This is a genomic window from Bacteroides sp., from assembly GCF_029057325.1.
Lineage (GTDB): Bacteria > Bacteroidota > Bacteroidia > Bacteroidales > Bacteroidaceae > Bacteroides.
Genome location: NZ_JAICZW010000131.1, coordinates 15,664 through 37,745 on the forward strand (window position 1 = coordinate 15,664; position 22,082 = coordinate 37,745).

A 22,082-nucleotide genomic window follows, 5' to 3' on the forward strand; every position below is an offset into this window, starting at 1 on the left:
CAGACACAAGTCCCTGTCACGCTGAACACAAGTGTCTGTTAAACCCTGATAATCAACCCAAAAACAACAAGAAAAAAGAAGAACATCATGAAAGCAATACACATACTTACAAGCTTGATTATATTGTCACTCGCCTTTGCGCTCGCAGCCTGCGAGGGCGAGAAAGACTTGATTGTCATCGAAGGAAATCTGCCTATCAAGACTTCCGCCTTCTATATGGTGGGCGATGCCACTCCTGCCGGATGGGACATCGGCAACCCCACGGCCTTGACACCGACCGAGGAAGATCCGCTGGTCTTCGTTTACGAAGGCCATTTGAACAGCGGCGAGATGAAATGCTGCCTGAAGACCGGCGACTGGGGAGCACCCTTCGTAAGGCCTGTCACCAACGGATGTGAGATTTCCGGAAGCGGTGTGCAGGAGACCACCTTCATCATGTATGCCGGCGACCCGGACAACAAATGGAGAGTGACCGAAGCCGGAAACTACCGGTTGACATTCGACCTGCGCAACTGGACCATTGCCGCCCAACTGTTAGGAAAATAACCCGTTCAGCATATCAAACACATCAACATAGATTATGAAAAGAGAACTTACACTATTCCCTGCCCTCCTCTTCCAACTACTGCTCACGGTGCTGGCATGCACCGGCTGCCAGAGTTGCTCGGACTCCGACCCGGACACCTCCGGGGAAGAGCCGAAACCGGAGGAAGGCATACACACCTATAAGGCTCCCCTCTACTGGAGCGTCTATGAATATTGCTGGCTGCTGGAACAGAAAGGAGTGCCAGCCGAACAGATGGACATCACGGAAGCCGAATGGGACCGCATCATCGACTGGGTGGCGCGCGACCTGAAGCCTTATGGCTACGACATGCTCTGCACGGACGGATTCATCCCCATGATTGCCGACGACGCGTCCGGCTACATGACGCGTTACGGCAGCATGTCGCTGAAGAAACTTGTGGAGAAGTGCCGTGCCAAAGGACTGAAACTGGGCATCTACGACAATCCGCTGTGGATACACGGGGCGGACAACACACCGGTGAAGGGAGCGGAGGGCGTCACCTTCGGCGACCTGAAGTACAAACAGGAAGATACGGTGCTGAATCCCGGGGAGAGCGACCGCTGGTTCTCTTGGGCCGTTGCCTCGCACAAGGGTACCCGAGAGTACATCGACGGCTTCTTCAAGCACTTTGCCGATATGGGCATCCACTACATACGCATGGACTTCCTCAGCTGGTATGAGGACGGTCAGGACCGCGGAATGGGCAAAGTGGGCAGAGGCTACGGACGCGACAACTACGAGCAGGCATTGAAGTACATCTGCGAGTCGGCCGCCCGCTACGAAGTATTCACTTCGCTGGTGATGCCCCATCTCTACCGGAACGCCGAACTGGAAAGCCGATACGGGCACATGGTGCGCATCGTGGCGGATACGGGCAACGGAGGCTGGGCGCACTTTTCGGATAACGACCGGCGGAAGTCCTACGGCACTTGGCCCAACTGCATGAACATGTTTGACGGCTTTGTCTATTGGTCCAAAGTGTCCGGACGCAGCAAGGTCATCATGGACGGCGACTTCATTCGTCTGAACACCTTTGCCACCGATGCCGAGAAAGAGTCGGTCATCTCCCTTCAACTGTTGGCAGGTGGTCCGGTGACCGTGGCCGACCAGTATCATTCCATAGGCGACAATCTCCGTTTCTATCAGAACCGGGAGTTGCTGGCACTGAACGAAGATCGCTTTGCAGGCAAGCCCTTGTCCGGCAATCTGCTGGATGCCAAGAACCAAATCTGGTATGGTCAACTGTCGGATGGCAACTGGATTGTGGGACTGTTCAACCGCGAAAACAGTGCGCAGACACGTTCCGTAACGTTCAGCGAACTGGGCATCAAGGGAAAGTGCCAGGTGCGTGACCTCTGGAAACATGCCGATGAGGGAGAGGCAGACCGGCTGGAAGTACGGTTGGAACCGCATGCCTGCAAAATAGTAAAGCTAACCGGCATGTGACTCACGGCTACTGAGAAATAAAGATAGATAAACCTCATTCATCAGCCATAATGAAAAGACAGATGCAACCCTGAGAACAAAAATAAATTCCAATAAATTCATAAAATTTAGAGACAACATGAAACATCTATTCAAAACTTTCTGTGCCGCCTGCTGCATCGCTTTCTCCCTGAACGGAGTGCAGGCACAGGAACTTCTATCGCCCAATGGCTCACTGGCAATGACCTTCGAAGTGCAGGATGGCGGACGCCCCGTCTATTCGCTGACCTACAAAGGCAAGACCGTCATCAAGCCGAGTGCCCTGGGCATGACTTTCAAGGATAACACCAACCTCTGCGACGGCCTGCACGTGGAGAATGTGGAACGCAGTTCGCAGGATGAGACTTGGACACCCGTCTGGGGCGAGGAAAGTGCCATCCGCAGCCACTGCAACGAACTGCTGGTGCACCTCAAGCAAGACCGCCACAACCGCCGGGTGGACATCCGTTTCCGCCTCTTCGACGACGGCCTGGGATTCCGCTATGAATTTCCCATGCAGCGCGAGCTAAACTATTTCGTCATCACCGACGAATGCACACAGTTTGCCATGACCGGCGACCACACCGCCTACTGGATTCCGGGCGACTACGACACACAGGAGTACGACTACACCCGTTCGCGCCTCTCCGAGATACGCCGCTACATGGACGGTTCCATCACCGACAACCTGTCGCAGACCTCCTTCTCGCTCACAGGCGTGCAGACAGCCCTGATGCTGAAGACCGACGACGGCCTCTACATCAACCTGCATGAAGCCGCTCTGGTGAATTACCCCTGCATGCACCTCAATCTGGACGACAAGAACTTCGTCTTCACCTCCTGGCTCACGCCCGACCCTAACGGTGACAAGGCATACATGCAGTCGCCCTGCCACACCCCGTGGCGCACGGTCATCGTAAGCGACGACGCACGCGACATCCTTGCCTCACGCCTCACGCTGAACCTGAACGAGCCATGCAAGATTGCCGATACCTCTTGGATAAAGCCCTGCAAATACATGGGTGTATGGTGGGAAATGATTACCGGCAAGAGTGACTGGAGCTACACGTGGGACGTACCCAATGTCCATCTGGGCGAAACCGACTACGGCAAGCTGAAGCCCCACGGCCGTCACGGTGCCACTACTGCCAACGTGAAACGCTACATCGACTACGCCTCCCTGCACGGCTTCGACGCCCTGTTGGTCGAAGGCTGGAACATCGGTTGGGAAGATTGGTTCGGCAACTCCAAAGATGAAGTCTTTGATTTCGTTACCCCTTATCCCGACTTCAATGTAGCCGAAATACGCGACTATGCCAAGCAGAAGGGGATCAAGATGATTATGCATCACGAGACTTCCGCTTCTATCCGCAACTACGAGCGCTGCATGGATGATGCCTACCGCTTTATGAAGGAGAACGGATATGACGCCGTGAAGAGCGGTTACGTGGGTAACATCATCCCCAACGGCCAGAACCACTACAACCAGTGGCAGGTGAACCATTACCTCTATGCCGTGAAGAAAGCAGCCGACTATAAAGTCATGGTCAACGCCCACGAAGCTGTGCGCCCCACCGGCCTCTGCCGCACCTGGCCCAACCTCATCGGCAACGAGTCCGCACGGGGTACCGAGTATCAGGCATTCGGCGGCAGCAAGCCCGGCCATACTACCATCCTTCCCTTCACCCGTCTGATAGGAGGCCCGATGGACTACACGCCGGGTATCTTCGAGAACGACATCCAAAAGTTGAATCCCGACAATCATTCCTGGGTTAACACCACGCTGTGCAACCAGCTCTCGCTCTACGTCACCATGTACAGCCCGTTGCAGATGGCTGCCGACCTGCCGGAGAACTACGACCGGTTCCTTGATGCTTTCCAGTTCATCAAGGATGTAGCCATCGATTGGGAAAAGAGCTGGTACCTGGAAGCCGAACCGATGGAGTACGTGACCATTGCCCGTAAGGCAAAAGGCAAAGACGAATGGTATGTAGGCGGCACCAACGGCGAACAGCCGCGCACCTCGCAAGTGGACCTCAGCTTCCTGCCTGCAGGCAAGTACGTTGCCACCATCTACAAGGACGGAAAAAATGCCCACTATAAGGAGAATCCGCAGACCTATACCATCAGCAGCCAGAAAGTGACTCCTAAAACCTACTTGAAAATCTGGACAGCTGCCGGAGGCGGATATGCTGTCAGGATAACAAAAGCCGAGTAAACCACTGAATGAGAATGGGAATACCCATTACACGAACTACACAAGAATAGAACTTTATAAAGAATCTGATAATCAGCAATTCTTTCATCCGATTTCTTGCGCAATCCGTGTAATGGGTATTCCTTATTTTGTCTTGACTCTCCCATTCAAAAAAAACACCTCCTCCCCCACGGTCTCTTCATTCGGCCAATCGTACCCATAGGCAAAGGTTCGGTTATTTTATCCCCTAACCGAAAAAACAGCTTCACTTTCTTTCACAATTCCCGTGTTTTACACTATCTTTACCGCAAACTTCAAGAAACAACATTCATGAAAACCATTAATCTGCTTTTCAAGGCTTGCCTTCTGCTGTGGTTGCTGACCGGCAACCAGCTGAACGCTGCCGTCAATCCCAAACCGTTTGTAATCCCCGAGTTGAAAGAGTGGAAAGGAACCGAAGGTACATTCGTCCCCACCGAGAAAACAAGAATCGTCTGCCCGTCCGGACAGCCGGAACTGCTGCGCATTGCCCGTCTCTTTGCCGAAGACTACGAAACGATGTTCGGCCGCAAGCTGGAGGTGGCCCAAGGCAAAGCTACTGCAGGCGACTTCGTATTGGCATTGCAGCCCGACAAAAAACTGGGCAAGGAGGGCTACGGCATCAAGGTGACCGACCGCGTACAGCTCAGCGCCCCCCAACCTGCCGGCATCTATTGGGGCACCCGGACCCTGCTCCAAATAGCCGAACAGACCGCCGACCGCCAACTGCCCAAAGGCACACTGCGCGACTATCCCGACTATGACATACGCGGCTTCATGATAGACTGCGGACGCAAGTTCATCCCTCTGCACTTCCTGCAAGATTATGTCAAAATCATGGCATACTACAAGATGAATACCTTACAGATTCACCTGAACGACAACGGGTTCAAGCAATTCTTCCAACATGACTGGTCGAAGACATACGCCGCTTTCCGCCTGGAGTCGGATACCTATCCCGGTCTGGCTGCCGAAGACGGCTACTACACCAAAGCCGAGTTCATCGACCTGCAGAAGTTGGCAGAGAACCGTTTCGTCGAAATCATCCCGGAAATCGATGCACCTGCCCATACACTGGCGTTCACCCATTACAAGCCTGAAATAGGCAGCCAGGAGTATGGCATGGACCATCTGGACCTCTTTAATCCCGAAACCTACACTTTCATGGACGGGCTCTTCAAAGAATACCTGGAAGGAGATGAACCGGTGTTCCGCGGCAAGAAAGTGCACATCGGTACCGATGAATACTCCAACAAAAAGAAAGATGTGGTCGAGAAATTCCGCGCCTTCACCGACCACTACATCCGCTACGTGGAAAGCTTCGGCAAGCAAGCCTGCGTGTGGGGCGCACTGACTCACGCCAACGGCGACACTCCGGTGAAGTCGGAAAACGTCATCATGAGCGCCTGGTACAACGGCTATGCCCAGCCCAAGGAGATGGTGAAGCAGGGATACAAACTCATCAGCATCCCCGACGGAATGGTATATATCGTGCCTGCCGCAGGTTATTACTACGACTACCTGAACACCAAATACCTCTATGAAAAGTGGACCCCTGCCCACATCGGCAAGGAGGTGTTCGAGGAACAAGACCCCTCCGTACTGGGCGGCATGTTTGCCGTGTGGAACGACCACGTGGGCAACGGCATCTCCACCAAGGATATCCATCACCGCGTGTTCCCTGCCATGCAGACACTGGCCGTCAAGACCTGGACGGGCGCAAAGACCGCCCTGCCCTATGAGGAGTTCGACCGCCAACGCCACCTGCTGAGCGAAGCGCCCGGCGTGAACCAGCTGGGACGCATCGGCAACAAGCCCGGACTGGTCTATGAACAGGCCATGGTAGCTCCGGAGAGCGAAACACCCCACCGCGAAATAGGCTACGACTACCTGGTGAGCTTCGACATCGAAGGAGCCTCCGAAACACCGAACACGGTTCTGTTCAGCTCACCGGATGCGGTATTCTACCTCTCCGATCCCATCCGTGGGATGTTGGGCTTTGCACGCGACGGCTACCTGAACACATTCAGCTATCGCATCCACGAAGGCAAACGCATGAACATTGGCATCGAAGGCGACAACAAAGCTACTCGCCTGCTAATAAACGGAAAAGTAGTGGAAGAGCTGAACATAGAACAACAACTCTTCGACGAAGGAAAAGCCAAGATGAACTACACTCGCACACTGGTATTCCCCTTGCAGAAAGCAGGACAGTTCAAGAGCAAAGTGACGAACCTGAAAGTATATAAGAAGGAGTGATAACCCCTTCTTATAAATAATGCAACTAAATATTGTTGAACCATTAATACTTAGAAACATGAAAAAAACTTTATTCTCTCTTCTGATACTGCTGGGGTGTGCAGCACCGTCCGGTGCACAGAAGTATTACGAGAAACAGCTGCAGTTTCCACCACAAGCAACAGCAGAAGAAAAAATCGATATGGCTTCGCGCCTGGTGCCTACTCCGCAGCAATTAGAATGGCAACAAATGGAGCTGACCGCTTTTCTGCATTTCGGCATCAATACCTTTACAGGACGTGAATGGGGAGACGGCAAGGAAGACCCTGCGCTGTTCAACCCCACCGAGTTGGACTGCGAACAATGGGTACGTGCCTTAAAAGAGGGCGGCTTCAAAATGGCCATCATCACCGCCAAGCATCACGACGGCTTCTGCCTGTGGCCCACCAAGACCACGCGGCATTCAGTAGTCTCGTCACCTTGGAAAGACGGAAAGGGCGACGTGGTGCGCGAACTGCGCGACGCCTGCAAGAAATATGGATTGAAGTTCGGTGTCTATCTCTCCCCCTGGGACCGCAACGCCGAATGCTACGGACAAGGCGATGCCTATAACAAATTCTTCATCGAACAGCTGACGGAACTGCTCACCAACTACGGCGAAGTACATGAAGTGTGGTTCGACGGTGCCAACGGCGAAGGGCCGAACGGCAAGAAGCAAATCTATGACTGGGAAGCCGTGGAACGCACCATTCGCCGCCTGCAACCCAAAGCCGTCACCGCCATCATGGGCGACGACGTACGCTGGGTGGGTAACGAAAGAGGCATCGGACGCAAGACGGAATGGAGTGCCACGGTAGCGACCCCGAACATATACACTCGTGCCGAACAACAGAAGAAAGAACTCGGCATATCCTCAACATCCAAGGACCTGGGAAGCCGCGAGATAGTGGCACGTGCCAAGGAGTTGTTCTGGTTCCCCTCGGAAGTGGATGTCTCCATTCGTCCGGGATGGTTCTACCATGCCAACGAGGACGACCGCGTGAAATCACTTGCCCATCTGACGGATATCTATTTCAAGTCGGTAGGCTACAACTCGGTTCTGCTGCTCAACATTCCGCCCGACCGGCGAGGCTTGATTCACGAGAACGACTGCCAGCGACTGAAAGAGTTCTCCGCCTACCTGAAAGAGACCTTCGGGAAAGACTATCTGAAACAGGGAGGAAAGCGGTGGAACGCACAGGCCGGTGACTCGAAAGTGTACGCCGTACAGAAAGGCGCTCTGGTAAACACGTTTCTGCTTCAAGAGGACATCGCCCAAGGACAACGGGTAGAAAACTTTACAGTGGAAGGCTATCTGGAAGGAAGCTGGCAGACACTGGCCGAAGGAACCACCGTGGGCTACAAACGCCTGGTACGTTTTGCCGAATGCCGTCCGGAAAAGATTCGCCTGACGGTGCATTCCACACGCAACGAGGCACACTTCCTACGTGTAGGATTATTCTATGCCCGTCCGATCGCCAACCAAAGCACCCAAGTGAAACTGGGCAACGTACCCACAGACACATGGCGCTTCCTTGATGCCAACGAGGATATACGCAAGGCTTTCGACGGCAACACACAGACCGTATGGCGCACCGAAGGACTGAAACCGCTGACCGTGGACATGGGACAGGCGACCGACATCCAGGGATTCAGCTATACACCGGCACAAGACGATTACCTGGCCGGCACCATCTACAAATATCGCTTTGAGGTCAGCATGGATGGCACGGAATGGACCACCTGCACTACCCCGGAAGAGTTCAGCAACATCATGCACAATCCGGTGACCTGCTTTGTGAAGTTTGAACAAAGCTACCGCGGACGTTACTTCCGCCTGACCCCTCTTGCTGAAATCGACGGAAAGTCGTGCACCTCAGTGGCCGAAGTAGGCATCTTCGCCGCGACCCCATCAGCCGAGGACAACAAAAACTGATTATAAGAAGAAGGTATAAAAAAAAGAGAGAGGGCGTATCGAGATGAGAATCAGCACACAAATTCTCATTTCGATACGCCCTCTTCGTTCGTCATTTACTCCACCACGATAGCCTCTACCGCTTGCGACTTCACCGCATCCAACGGCTTTGCCCGATACTTCACTTTCGAGAAGTCTATCGAACGAAGGTCTATGCTGCGGATAGTGCTGTTGTACATCGTGCGATAATAGAGCATCCGGTGCGTCATATCCGTGGCCGCCGTCCATTGGGTGGCGCTCGGAATATCGGCAGGAGTCTCTCCTTCAGCATACTGCACGCCAATCGGGATGTCGAAATTGTTCAAGATATGAAAGCACTGCAAGACGCTCTCAAAAGCAGTGGCACGCTGCGGAGCGGTAGTCTGGAAGAAGGCGGCACGAACAAAGCGTGACGGCGGCGTGAAATCGCCGGGTAACCCCAGGAATCCGCTTCCACCTCCCAAAGGAGCCAACCCGATATTGCCGAACGGATGTTCGGGAGCGCTGCCGGGAAAGAGGTTCACGTAGTTATTGAGATTCGTCAGATGCCATTCAAAACCGGGAGAGTTGGTAAGCACCCCCAGCTGATTTTCATAGAAACGGGGAACTCCCTCTATCACTTCAAGCACCAACTGCCGCCCCGAAGTATCTGCAAAACGCCAATGCACCGTCAAAGCCTGTGGGTCTATGGTCGTGATACGCACTTTGCTCACCGCCGCTTTCACTTCATCCACCGTGCTGCACTCGCCCAGCACGTAAGAGACAAGCTGAAGGTCGGCAATGCTCCGGCTCTGCTCGGCAGGATCGTAAGGCTGATATTCGCCGGCTTTGGGGAAATAGAACAATCCGGCCGAAAGCCCGGCCTCGTTCAGTCCCTCGGCAATGAACTCTTCCTGCTCCACCGCAAAACCGACATAACCATAGCGAGCCTTAAAGCGCATGCCATTCATGCCTCCGTCTGGTGTATAAGAGCGCCGGACATGCCCATGCGGCACCACGACATACTGGCTGTTCAAATTACCGCCCGACCACTCTATGGTACGCGCCACAACCGTAACACCATCTTTACTCTTCAACGTGATGCCCGTACAAGCATCTGTAGGAAACGGGACCGCCAACGCTCCCGCAAGCACCAATGAACTCATCGATAAAATAGATTTTTTCATACTTCTTTTTTCTGAGATAACAAGAAGAAGATGGAATATGTTCAATGCCGCTACTACAGGGGAAGTACAATCAGCGGAAACCTCGCTTATAAGGGAAATGCTTCAAAAGAACGCATTTGATTCCGCTCCCAATTACCCAACAGGCGTAAAAATGGTATCAAGCCAAGCATTCCATCCCCTTAAATGTAAAATGTTTTCCTCTCCTCTTTCCGCAGCCTGCACATCCCGGTGAAAAAACGTCCTTTCCTCTTCTCCGCTTCGTTCTCCCTATCTGCTCCCTGGCTGACCCCTATCAGGACCTATTCGGCTTCGGACGTTCTTCGGACAAACTCCACTCCCTAGGACCGAAGAATGTCCGAAGAACGTCCGAAGAAACACCGAAGAAACTATGGAGCAGAAAAGACCTTGAAAAGACGCGGACTGAAAAGGTAGAAGAGGACGTTTTTTCGGGAGGGAGAAAACACATGTAAATAATTATGAATTTCCGCTCACGATTTTGTTTTTCTTGCCCTCTAATTTGTAGAAGTCAGAATCTTTTGCGACCATTACAAGCAAATTAAAAAAACGACAGCCTCCCCCGCTTCATCCTTCCCAAAGAGGAGAGAAGCGGAGGAGGCCGTACTACATCTTACCGGTACCTCGGAGGGGAATCGAACCCCTATCTAAAGTTTAGGAAACTTCTATTCTATCCGTTGAACTACCAAGGCAAATTGTAAGGAAACAGAGCCCTGTCCGGCCGTTTCCGGGGGCAAAGATAATTCATTTTGCTGATTTTCCGAAAAAAAAGTTTTGCTAATCCGATTAACTTTGCGAAATTTGTCGCCTGATGAAGGATATGAACCCCTTAAACATTAATCTATAAGAAATTCGCAAATTATGGCAAATGACATGATGGTCAAAGAACTGGAGCAAGTGGTAGTCCGCTTCTCCGGAGACTCCGGCGACGGTATGCAGCTCGCCGGCAACATCTTTTCTACAGTTTCGGCTACCGTGGGCAATGACATCAGCACATTCCCCGACTACCCGGCAGACATCCGCGCCCCGCAAGGCTCGCTGACAGGTGTCTCCGGTTTCCAAGTACACATCGGTGCGGACAAAGTCTATACACCGGGTGACAAATGCGACGTATTGGTAGCCATGAACGCCGCCGCACTGAAGACTCAATACAAGTTTGCTAAATCAACCGCCTGCATCATCATCGATACAGATGCCTTCCAGGCAGCAGACCTCGAGAAAGCCGCCTTCAAGACCGACAACCCCATCGAGGAGATGGGCATCAAGCAGGACGTTATCGCCGCCCCCATCTCGCAGATGGTGAAAGACTGCCTGGCCGACAGCGGAATGGACAACAAATCCATGCTGAAATGCCGCAACATGTTCGCCGTGGGACTGGTGTGCTGGCTCTTCAACCGTGACCTGAAGATTGCGGAAGACTTCATCCGTGAGAAATTCGCCAAGAAGCCCGCCATCGCCGATGCCAACATCAAGGTCATCCGCGCCGGATATGACTACGGACACAACACACACGCCTCCGTGGCCCACACCTACAAGATTGAGAGCAAAACCAAAACGCCCGGACGTTATATGGACATCACGGGAAACAAGGCTACCGCCTATGGCTTCATAGCCGCCGCCGAGAAAGCCGGCCTGAAGCTCTACTTAGGCTCCTACCCCATCACCCCCGCCACCGACGTGCTGCACGAACTCTCCAAGCACAAGTCGCTGGGCGTGATGACCGTGCAGTGCGAAGACGAGATTTCGGGCTGCGCCTCCGCCGTCGGAGCCTCCTTTGCGGGTGCGCTGGCAGTCACCTCCACTTCCGGACCTGGCATCTGCCTGAAATCGGAAGCCATGAATCTGGCTGTCATCATGGAGCTGCCTCTGGTGGTGCTCGACGTACAGCGCGGCGGTCCCGCAACGGGTTTGCCCACCAAGTCCGAGCAGACCGACTTGCTGCAAGTGCTCTTCGGACGCAACGGCGAAAGCCCCATGCCCGTACTGGCCGCCACCTCACCAACCGACTGCTTTGAGTGTGCCTACATGGCCTCCAAGATAGCGCTGGAACACATGACCCCCGTCGTGCTGCTGACGGACGCCTTCGTAGCCAACGGCTCCGCCGCCTGGAAGCTGCCCAAGCTCGCTGAATATCCGGCCATCAATCCGCCCTACGTCCGCCCCGAAATGCAAGGCACCTGGACACCTTACCAGCGTGACGAGCAGACCGGAAGCCGCTACTGGGCCGTTCCCGGCACGGAAGGATTCACCCACATCCTCGGCGGTCTGGAGAAGGACAGCAAGACCGGCGCCATCTCCACCGACCCCGAAAACCACGACCTGATGACCCGCCTGCGTGCGGAGAAGATTGCCCGCATCGAAGTGCCCGACGTGGAAGTGGAAGGCGACAAGGATGATGCCGACCTGCTGATTGTAGGCTTCGGAGGCACCTACGGACACCTGCACGCCGCCATGGACGAGCTGCGCGCGGCAGGCAAGAAGGTGGCCCTCGCCCACTTCCGGTTCATCAGCCCGCTGCCCAAGAACACGGCGGAAGTGATGAAACGCTACAAAAAGGTAGTCGTTGCCGAACAGAATATGGGACAATTCGCCGGATACCTGCGCATGAAGGTGGACGACTTCGTTCCCTACCAATTCAATCAGGTAAAGGGCCAGCCCTTCCTGGTAAACGAACTGGTACAGGCATTTGAAGAGATATTGAACAAGTAACCCGTAACCCACAATCAACCATTAAAACGAAAAACAATTATGAGCGAATATACAGCAAAAGACTTCAAGAAAGGGCAACCCCGCTGGTGTCCGGGTTGCGGCGACCACTTTTTCCTTGCCTCCCTGCACAAGGCCATGGCAGAAATCGGCGTACCGCCCCATCAGACGGCGGTCATCTCGGGTATCGGCTGCTCCAGCCGTCTGCCCCACTACATGAACACGTATGGCATGAACACCATCCACGGACGCGCCGCGGCCATCGCCACCGGCTGCAAGGTGGCCAATCCGCAGCTCGCCGTATGGCAAGTGAGCGGCGATGGCGACGGACTCGCCATTGGCGGCAACCACTTCATCCATGCCAACCGACGCAACATCAACCTGAACATGATTCTGCTGAACAACCGCATCTACGGACTGACGAAAGGACAATACTCCCCGACCTCTCCCCGCGGCTTCGTCAGCAAGTCATCGCCCTACGGCACGGTGGAAGACCCCTTCCATCCGGCAGAACTCTGCTTCGGCGCACGCGGACACTTCTTCGCCCGCGCCGTAGCCACGGATGCAGCCGGAACCGTAGAAATCCTGAAAGCCGCCTACAACCATAAGGGCGCCAGCGTCTGCGAGATTCTCCAGAACTGCGTCATCTTCAACAACGGCACACACGATGCCGTAGCCAAGAAGGAAGACCGCGCCAAGAATGCCATCTACCTGCAACACGGCAAGCCGATGCTCTTCGGCGAGAACAACGAGTTCGGACTGATGCAGGAAGGATTCGGCCTGAAAGTAGTGAAACTGGGCGAAAACGGCATCACGGAGAAGGACATCCTCGTCCACGACGCCCACTGCGAGGACAACACCCTGCAACTGAAGCTCGCCCTGATGGAAGGCCCCGACTTCCCGATTGCCCTCGGCGTTATCCGTGACGTGGAAGCCCCCACTTACGACGATGCCGTACATGCGCAAATCGAAGAAGTATCAGCCAAGAAGAAGTATCACAACTTCGAGGAACTGCTGATGACAAACGATACTTGGGAAACGAAATAAAACACTGACAAGGAGTAATTTTGTTTTCATAGTAGGGCACGGGATTAGCGAATCCCGTGCCTATTTTATATTGTTCATAAAGAGCGGATTGCCCCCTCCGGACTTTTCCCATTTCCTCGCAGCGGATAGCCGCATCCGAAATTTTTTCCTTTTTTTTGAGACAATCTGTAACAATCTCCGCCCTCCTCTTGTCTTCCTTACAGAATGCGCATCGAAAAACAGATAAAAACAACCCTAATCAAACAGAACGAAAATGAAAAAGATGATTGCAATATGCCTGCTGCTCGCCGCCATACAGACAGCGTGGGCTATCGACGCCAAACAAGTGTTCAATGAATTCAAGGAAGCCCGGAACGCCGAATACGTCTCCATTCCACGGTTCCTGATGAAACTGGGAATGATGTTCGTCGATAAGGATGAAGTCGCCGAGGCAGGGCAGCTGATGAACAGCGTCCACTCCATGAAGGTGCTCGACCTGGAAAGATGCAGCGACAGCGTGAAGCAGAAGTTCATGAAACGCATCAACGCCCTCAAAGATGACCAGTACGAAACCCTGATGCGCGTCAGCGATGCAGACGACAAGGTAAAAATACTGATTCGCGAAGAGAAAGAGAGCATCAAAGAAATACTCATTGTATGCAGCGGCTCCGCAGACTGCGCACTCATACAGTTCAAAGGCAACTTCAAGGAGAGCGACATCGAAGCCTTAGTGGAACAAGCGGAAAAACAAAGGAAAGAATGAACGCCGACGAATTCAAACAGGCCTTCCTTCCCTTGCACGCACGCTTGTACCGAGCCGCATACGCCTTGTTGGGAAATGCCCAGGATGCCGAAGACATGGTGCAGGAGACATACCTGAGGCTGTGGAACAAGCGGGACGAACTGGACATCCGCAGCAATGCCGCCGCCTACTGCGTGGCCACCGTGCGCAACCTCTGCCTCAACCTGATGCAGACCAAGCGCTACCAATCGGAAGAGCCGCTGCCCGACCACCTTGACCGGAGCGAGGCCGACAACCCGGAACTGCAACTAGAGAAGCGGGACGAACAGGCACAGCTCAAGGCGCTCATCACCGGCCTGCCCCTGCAACAACGACAGGTGCTGTGGCTGCGCGATGTCAACGAATGCTCGTTTGAGGAGATAGAACAGGCCACCGGGCTGAACGCCGTCAACATCCGCGTCACCCTCTCGAGGGCACGCAAAAGAATCAGAGAACAATTCAATCGCATAACCGGAAAAGAAACAAAATAGAATGATGAGAACAGAAGAACTGAAATCATTACTGGAACGCTACTATCGCGGAGAAACCACGTTGCCGGAAGAACAACTGCTGAAAAGCCTCCTCCTGCAGAACGACGTGCCGGAAGAGCTGGAGGAAGACCGCAAGACCTTCCTCTTCCTTTCCGACCTGTCCCAACAGGAGACCGCCCTCCCTTCGGGCCTGCAAGAACGCCTCGCGGAAAGCATCAGCCGATGGGAAGCAGCCGACACGCGGCAACCGCGCCCGAAAGCCGGCAAGCCCGCTTTCCGCCTCACGAGATGGTGCACAGGCATAGCCGCCGCACTGCTCATAGCCACCGGTGCCGGACTGTACATACAGAAAACCACCGACCGGCCGCACGACACCTTCGACAACCCGCAACTGGCGTATGTGGAAGCGCAACAAGCCCTGCAACGATTCGCCACGGCCTTGAACAAAGGGCAAAACCAACTCTCAAAGGCCGAAAGCCAGACACTGCGCATAAAGGAGCAACTGGACAAATGTCGCAACACCCTTGCCGATACCCCCAAAAACCGAAAACCATAACACTCAAAAAAAACAAACTGATTATGAAAAAAACAATTATCATATCGATAATCGTCCTGCTGGCAAGCGCAGGACTGCATGCACAAGAGAGCTTCTTCGATAAATTTGCCGACCGCAAAGGAGTCACCTCCGTCTATATCTCCAAAAAGATGTTCAGCATGATGAAGAACATCGACAACGAGGAAATCAACCTTGCCGGCATAGCCGACAAGATAAACAGCCTGCAAATCCTCTCGTGCGAAAACAAGGCCGTGGCCGACGAACTGCGCAAGGAGACCGCCCACATCCGGCGCGACAACGGCTACGAAGAGCTGATGCGCATCAAGGAAGAGAGCGAGCGCGTCACCATCTACACCAAAGAAGGAGCAAAAGAGAACGAATACGTACTGCTGGTTGATGAACCGGACGAATTCACCATCATCCTGCTCAACGGCCGGCTCACGTTGGAAGAGATTCAAGGGGTCGTAAAGCACTGACCCATGTTCCGCAAGTTCTTGAACTTGCTTTCAGTGAACAAGTTGACAAGGGTGCAAGGAAAAGCGGTTCGGATTCCGACCGATATCCCATTCGCAAAAAAGCAGACAGAAGGGCCTTGCACACTTGTTCACTTGTTTACTCGTACACTTGTTTATTTGTACACTTGTTACGTCAATACCCCCAATTTGCAACATTCAGTTAGCAGATATTGTTACCGTATTATAAAAGGTTTCTTATTGCAGAAAAATTTCTCTAATAGAGCTTTTCTTTAAAAAGTAAAGTATTACTTTTGTAAGCGAAAGACAAGGGACTTGTCGGAAATAGAGGAGAAAAACTTTTCCGTTCCCGCTTTCCCCTTGCCAATTAAAGGTTAGAAAGAGATTATAAACCAAATACCAACATTTTAAATCATTAAAAAAAATGGCAAATTTAGATTTAAGCAAGTACGGTATCAAAGACGTGAAGGAAGTTCTCCACAACCCGTCTTATGATGTATTGTTCGCAGAAGAGACCAAACCGGAGCTGGAAGGCTACGAAAAAGGTCAGGTAACTGAACTGGGTGCTGTAAACGTAATGACAGGTATCTATACCGGACGTTCTCCTAAAGATAAATTCTTCGTTATGAATGAAGCCAGCAAGGATTCTGTATGGTGGACTTCTGAAGAGTACAAAAACGACAACAAACCTTGTTCGGAAGAGGCTTGGGCTGACCTGAAGGCTAAGGCTGTGAACCAGCTGAGCGGAAAGCGTCTGTTCGTTGTTGATACTTTCTGTGGCGCCAACCCCGCTACTTGTATGAAAGTACGTTTCATCATGGAAGTGGCATGGCAGGCTCACTTCGTGACTAACATGTTCATCCGCCCCACGGAAGAAGAACTCGCCAACTACGGTGAACCCGACTTCGTATGCTTCAACGCATCCAAAGCTAAGGTTGACAACTACAAGGAGCTGGGTCTGAACTCTGAAACAGCTACCGTATTCAACCTGAAGACCAACGAACAGGTTATCCTGAACACTTGGTACGGCGGTGAAATGAAGAAGGGTATGTTCTCTATCATGAACTACAAGAACCCGTTGCGCGGTATCGCTTCCATGCACTGCTCTGCAAACACTAACATGGAAGGTACTGACTCCGCTATCTTCTTCGGTCTGTCCGGTACAGGTAAGACTACCTTGTCCACCGACCCGAAACGTCTGCTGATTGGTGACGACGAACACGGATGGGATGACGAAGGTGTATTCAACTACGAAGGCGGTTGCTACGCTAAGGTTATCAACTTGGATAAGGAAAGCGAACCCGATATCTACGCTGCCATCAAGAAGGACGCTCTCTTGGAGAACGTAACTGTTGACGCAGAAGGTAAGATTGACTTCGCTGACAAGAGCGTGACTGAAAACACTCGTGTTTCTTATCCTATCTACCACATCAACAACATTGTTAAGCCGGTTTCCAAAGGTCCTCACGCTCATCAGGTAATCTTCCTGTCTGCTGATGCCTTCGGTGTATTGCCTCCGGTATCTATCCTGAACCCCGACCAGGCTCAGTACTACTTCCTGTCCGGTTTCACCGCTAAGTTGGCAGGTACTGAACGTGGTATCACTGAACCGACTCCGACATTCTCTGCTTGCTTCGGTGCTGCTTTCTTGAGCCTGCATCCTACTAAATATGCAGAAGAGCTGGTTAAGAAGATGGAAAAAGTAGGTGCTAAGGCATACTTGGTGAACACCGGTTGGAACGGTACCGGCAAGCGTATCTCCATCAAAGATACTCGTGGTATCATCGATGCTATCCTCGACGGTTCTATCGACAAGGCTCCGACAAAGGTTATTCCTTTCTTCGACTTCGTTGTTCCGACAGAGTTGCCGGGTGTTGACCCGAAAATCCTCGACCCGCGCGACACTTACGAATGTGCTTGCCAGTGGGAAGAGAAAGCCAAAGACTTGGCTGGCCGCTTCATCAAGAACTTTGCTAAGTTCACAGGCAACGAAGCCGGTAAGGCTCTGGTTGCTGCTGGTCCGAAGCTCTAAACCCTATCGATTGATTACATGCAAGGCGGCTCCCGTTTCGGGAGCCGCCTTTTTTTATCTATATTCGAAATTGGAAGAATTCATGTACTAAGTTCTGCAGGAACTTATTCTTTCGCCTGCCGTATTAGGATGAGATGGTGGGGCATGGCATTCTTTCATGTAACAAATTATTTGTTATGAATAGCGGCTGTTCCACTAAGGCGCTTCACTATACGATTGAAGAATGATATTTGTTGTTTGTTTATAATCAGTAAGTTATATAAAGTGTATATGCCTGATATAACATCATGAAGAGCGCTCTGTCTGTCTTCCGTCCGACACCGGCAATGCTCAGACTCATCCCACACAAAACGTAAATAACGCGAGTTCGATATAAACGATATCGTTGTTCGTTTACCGTATGACCGTATGCCATCACCCCAAATGTCGAAAGATTCAAATGCTTTATTATTAAAATATCTGTACAAAAAAAGAATGATTTGTTTTTCCTTCTGTGGAGCCGTCAGGAGACATCGTTCCACACTTCCGTAGTGAGTCTATACTTAGGGTATCTTATTATACGACTAAGGTACCCTCATTATACGACTAAGGTACCCTAAGTATATGACTTAGATACCCCCCTGCCAGAAGGTATTCTGAATGGGGGATTGACGTTGAAGGAACGGACGGGGAAATGGTATGGATGGTTCTTTGAAAAAAACGTTACAAAATAAAAACTGGGATGGGAGGGACGATATTTAAATCCGCAATTGCGGCATATTGCTTTTCTGAGAAGAAACCTTTCATTGATGTCAGTTTTGTCAATGACGGGCAACTGATATAGTTTTAAGTTATATCGAATTCACGTTAAATATGTAAAAGAAAATTTTTTTCGGGTGAGTTCCCTATTGATTTTCCATATAGCCCATGATAGTTAATCTTTTTTAAAAAAGACACCTTTTGTCGTTTTTTAAAAATAATCGTGCATATATTTGAAAAGTTTTTGGTATCTAATGAAATGTTCTTATAACAATCTTACTAAGTTCCTGCAGGACTTAGAAGATAAATTCCAATAACTTTAAATTAATAGTAACATTTTTTATTAACCCTAATTACAAAAAAATGGAAACATCTTGATGCACACGTGAAAAGTAAACCAGTTTAGCAAAACATTTTTTAAGCAAAACTTTGAATTAGCAAGAAGTATTATGAAGAAAAAAACACTATTGGTGGCCCTTTTAGGAGGATATTTCCTTGGGACACAAGCAGTAGAAGTTCCTGTTATCAACGAATCAGCCATTGTACAACAAGCAGGCAAAATACAAGGTACGGTGGTAGATGAGACAGGAGAGCCGATAATCGGCGTAACCATTCAAGTAAAAGGCAAGCCCAATCTGGGCACCATTACCGATGTTGACGGCAAATTCTCTATCAATGTTTCTCCGAAAGATGTCCTGACAGTTTCGTTCATCGGTTTCGTGACGCAGGAAATCAAAGTGGGAAACCAGACGTTGCTCAGCATCAAACTGAAAGAAGACAATGAGATGCTGGACGAAGTAGTAGTGACAGCTTTTGGAACAGGACAGAAAAAGGAGAGTGTGGTAGGCTCCATACAGACCGTACGCCCTTCGGACCTGAAAGTACCGTCGTCCAACTTGTCCAACTCTTTTGCCGGCCGTCTCTCCGGTGTGATTGCCTACCAGCGTAGCGGACAGCCGGGCAGCAACGGCTCCGATTTCTACATTCGCGGTATCTCCACCCTGAGTGGTATGACCTCACCGCTGATTATTCTGGACGGTGTGGAAGTCAGCTCCGCCGACCTCAATGCTCTCGACCCTGAAATCATCGAAGGGTTCTCTATCCTGAAAGACGCTACGGCCACGGCCATGTATGGTACGCGCGGTGCAAACGGTGTCATGATTGTCACCACCAAAAGCGGTGCGGACACGGAAAAGCCCATCATTGGCGTACGCGTGGAAACAAACATCACTACCCCAACCAAGATTCCAAGTTTTGTGGACGGATACCGCTACATGGAACTCTACAATGAAGCCGTAACCAGCGAACAGACCGGAAATATCCTGTACACGCAAGAGCAGATTAACAATACGCGCAATGGCGTGAATCCCTATATCTGGCCGAATGTAGATTGGTACGGATCACTATTCAACGATTTGGCTTTCAACCAAAAAGCCAACTTCAACATTCGTGGTGGTACGAAAAAGATTACTTACTTCATGAACGTAGGCGTGAACCACGAAACCGGTATGCTGAAAAACGAAGCATCCAAGTATTTCTCCTACAAGAACAATATTGACTTGATGAAATATACTTTCCAAAACAATATTGACTTCCACATGTCCAAAAGTTCTACTATCTCCTTGCACCTGAACGTACAGCTGAACGACCTGACACAACCGAACACCTCCGTGGGCAACTTGTATGGAGCCGTGATGAACTCGAATCCGGTGGACTTCCCCATCGCCTATCCGGCAGATGGAGTGAACAACTGGGTGTACTGGGGTGCATACGCCGGCGGCAACGACCAGGGAGCGGTGAATCCCATGGCAAGTTTGACCAATGGTTATCAGGACATCTTCGAGAGCACCGTGATGGCGAATATCGACTTTGAACAGAAACTGGATTTCCTGCTGAAAGGACTTCGTTTCAAAGCCTTGTTCTCCTTCAAGAATTATAACAAGACCACCACTTCCCGCAGCCAAGGCATCAACCGCTATACGCTGACAGGATATGAGCAGAATCCGGACGGTACTTACAACCTGGTAATCTCTCCGTTCGGTTCATCCAATCCGACCAAACCGGTGCTGAGCACTTCGTCATCAGTAGCCGGAGACCGCCGTATCTATTTTCAGTCATACTTAGACTATAATCAGAAATTCGGCGACCATAATGTCAGCGGAATGGCATTGTGGAACATCGACCAATACGACAACAACGCACCGGGTGACCTGGTAGCCTCCCTTCCTCGTCGCAAAATGGGTTTCGCCGGACGATTGTCATACGATTATGGCGGCCGCTACCTGATGGAAGTGAATGCCGGTTACAACGGTTCCGAGAACTTCGCCAAGGGTCATAAATGGGGCTTCTTTCCGTCAGTGGCCGTGGGCTGGAACGTCAGCCAAGAAAGCTTCTTCGAACCGATGAAAGATATTATCTCCAGCTTGAAGCTCCGCGCTTCATACGGTCTGGTGGGTAATGACCAGCTACTGGATTCAAGTGGGGCAATCATCCGCTTCATCTATATGTCGGACATCACGCTGCAGAGCAGTGGGGCCAGCTTCACCACCGGCGACAAGCAGCAGACAACCCTGAACGGTCCTGTATATACACGCTATCAGAACAATGACCTGACTTGGGAAGTGGGTGAAAAGCTGAACGTGGGCTTCGACATGCAGCTGTTCAATTCACTGAATATCAACATGGACATCTTCCGGGAGATTCGCCGGGACATTTTCCAGCAACGCTACTCCATCCCCAACTACCTCGGTACGGCAAGCACTGCCGTTTACGGTAACTTGGCGAAGGTAAAAAACAGCGGTTTCGACCTGTCGATAGACTATGGAAAGCAGTTCAACAAAGACCTTGCCATCCAGTTCAAAGGTACGTTTACCTACGCACACAACAAGATTCTGGAGTATGACGAAGCACCGGGCGTGCGTCCCGCACTTTCAAACATCGGCAAGAAACTGAACACCATCTACGGTTACGTCTCCAACGGATTATATATAGACAGGGCAGACATCGAAAACAGCCCGACCTCCACACTGGGCAATATCGCCATCGCACCGGGTGACATCAAGTATCTGGACCAACCCGACAAAGACGGCAATTATGACGGGAAAATTACCAGCGACGACCGTGTCGCCATGGGATATCCTACAGTACCGGAAATAGTCTATGGCTTCGGTCCCTCTATCTCTTATAAGAACTGGGACTTCTCATTCTTCTTCCAGGGAGTGGCGCATACCTCACTGATGATGTCCGGCTTCGCGCCTTTCGGAACCCAATACAACCGCAATGTATTGTCTTGGATTGCCGACGACTATTGGTCCGAGACCAACCAAAACCCGAATGCCAGCTATCCGCGTCTGACCAAGAATGACAACAACCACAACACACAGTCGTCTGACTACTGGTTGCGCAACGGCGCTTTCCTGAAACTGAAAAATGCGGAGATAGGCTACACCTACAAGAAAGCCAGATTCTACATCAGCGGCATCAACCTGCTGACATTCTCTCCGTTTAAGCTTTGGGACCCGGAAATGGGTGGAGGAAAAGGCTTGAGCTATCCTACACAGCGTACTTTCAACGTAGGTTTCCAATTGTCATTTAAATAA

The 22,082-nt window shown here is 51.5% G+C and carries 14 protein-coding genes and 1 tRNA gene; 13 read left to right on the top strand and 2 right to left on the bottom strand.

All coding sequences use genetic code 11. The annotated features are described in order from the left end of the window. Positions 1-87: 87 nt before the first annotated feature. From K2G43_RS07715 to K2G43_RS07735, 5 genes are all read left to right on the top strand, one after another. Entirely contained in the window at positions 88-546 is a 459-nt protein-coding gene (locus K2G43_RS07715; protein ID WP_300153924.1) for a SusF/SusE family outer membrane protein, read from the top strand. Between the two features lie 34 nt (positions 547-580). Continuing rightward, on the top strand, positions 581-2,014 hold the full coding sequence (locus tag K2G43_RS07720; protein WP_300153926.1) for a glucan 1,6-alpha-isomaltosidase: 1,434 nt from the start codon (positions 581-583) through the stop codon (positions 2,012-2,014). Positions 2,015-2,132: 118 nt separating this feature from the next. Next, positions 2,133-4,250, top strand: a complete 2,118-nt coding sequence (locus tag K2G43_RS07725; RefSeq protein ID WP_300153928.1) for a glycoside hydrolase family 97 protein — start codon at positions 2,133-2,135, stop codon at positions 4,248-4,250. Between the two features lie 309 nt (positions 4,251-4,559). After that, positions 4,560-6,527: a family 20 glycosylhydrolase gene (locus K2G43_RS07730; protein WP_297642218.1), complete on the top strand. Its 1,968-nt coding sequence runs from the start codon at positions 4,560-4,562 to the stop codon at positions 6,525-6,527. Between the two features lie 58 nt (positions 6,528-6,585). Beyond that, positions 6,586-8,481, top strand: coding sequence for an alpha-L-fucosidase (locus K2G43_RS07735; RefSeq protein WP_300153930.1), 1,896 nt, complete (start codon positions 6,586-6,588; stop codon positions 8,479-8,481). Positions 8,482-8,576: 95 nt separating this feature from the next. Here K2G43_RS07735 and K2G43_RS07740 read toward each other — a convergent pair whose 3' ends face one another. Together K2G43_RS07740 and K2G43_RS07745 are read right to left on the bottom strand one after the other, a co-directional pair. Further along, a complete protein-coding gene (locus K2G43_RS07740) occupies positions 8,577-9,644 on the bottom strand; it encodes a linear amide C-N hydrolase (RefSeq protein WP_300153952.1) in 1,068 nt (355 codons plus the stop codon). A 656-nt stretch (positions 9,645-10,300) separates the two neighbouring features. Next, positions 10,301-10,372: transfer RNA gene (locus tag K2G43_RS07745), tRNA-Arg, on the bottom strand. Between the two features lie 169 nt (positions 10,373-10,541). Between K2G43_RS07745 and K2G43_RS07750 the strand changes: the two genes are divergently transcribed. The 8 genes from K2G43_RS07750 (at position 10,542) to K2G43_RS07785 (ending at position 22,082) form a co-directional block, all read left to right on the top strand. Beyond that, the gene (locus K2G43_RS07750; protein ID WP_300153932.1) at positions 10,542-12,389 is read left to right on the top strand and encodes a 2-oxoacid:acceptor oxidoreductase subunit alpha; all 1,848 of its coding nucleotides are present in this window, start codon (positions 10,542-10,544) and stop codon (positions 12,387-12,389) included. 39 nt (positions 12,390-12,428) lie between these two features. Then, the gene (locus K2G43_RS07755) at positions 12,429-13,433 is read left to right on the top strand and encodes a 2-oxoacid:ferredoxin oxidoreductase subunit beta (protein WP_297642221.1); all 1,005 of its coding nucleotides are present in this window, start codon (positions 12,429-12,431) and stop codon (positions 13,431-13,433) included. A 253-nt stretch (positions 13,434-13,686) separates the two neighbouring features. Then, positions 13,687-14,175 (top strand): DUF4252 domain-containing protein, encoded by a 489-nt coding sequence (locus tag K2G43_RS07760; protein WP_297642222.1) that lies wholly within the window; start codon positions 13,687-13,689, stop codon positions 14,173-14,175. Beyond that, positions 14,172-14,684 carry a sigma-70 family RNA polymerase sigma factor gene (locus K2G43_RS07765; RefSeq protein WP_297642223.1) on the top strand — a complete coding sequence of 171 codons (513 nt, stop codon included), beginning with the start codon at positions 14,172-14,174 and terminating at the stop codon, positions 14,682-14,684. Before K2G43_RS07760 ends, K2G43_RS07765 begins: the two co-directional genes overlap by 4 nt. A 1-nt stretch (position 14,685) precedes the next feature. After that, entirely contained in the window at positions 14,686-15,240 is a 555-nt protein-coding gene (locus K2G43_RS07770) for a hypothetical protein (protein WP_300153935.1), read from the top strand. A 23-nt stretch (positions 15,241-15,263) separates the two neighbouring features. Further along, positions 15,264-15,716, top strand: coding sequence for a DUF4252 domain-containing protein (locus tag K2G43_RS07775; RefSeq protein ID WP_300153937.1), 453 nt, complete (start codon positions 15,264-15,266; stop codon positions 15,714-15,716). A 421-nt stretch (positions 15,717-16,137) separates the two neighbouring features. Continuing rightward, on the top strand, positions 16,138-17,745 hold the full coding sequence (gene pckA / locus K2G43_RS07780) for a phosphoenolpyruvate carboxykinase (ATP) (RefSeq protein WP_300153939.1): 1,608 nt from the start codon (positions 16,138-16,140) through the stop codon (positions 17,743-17,745). Positions 17,746-18,932: 1,187 nt separating this feature from the next. Next, on the top strand, positions 18,933-22,082 hold the full coding sequence (locus K2G43_RS07785) for a TonB-dependent receptor (RefSeq protein WP_300153941.1): 3,150 nt from the start codon (positions 18,933-18,935) through the stop codon (positions 22,080-22,082).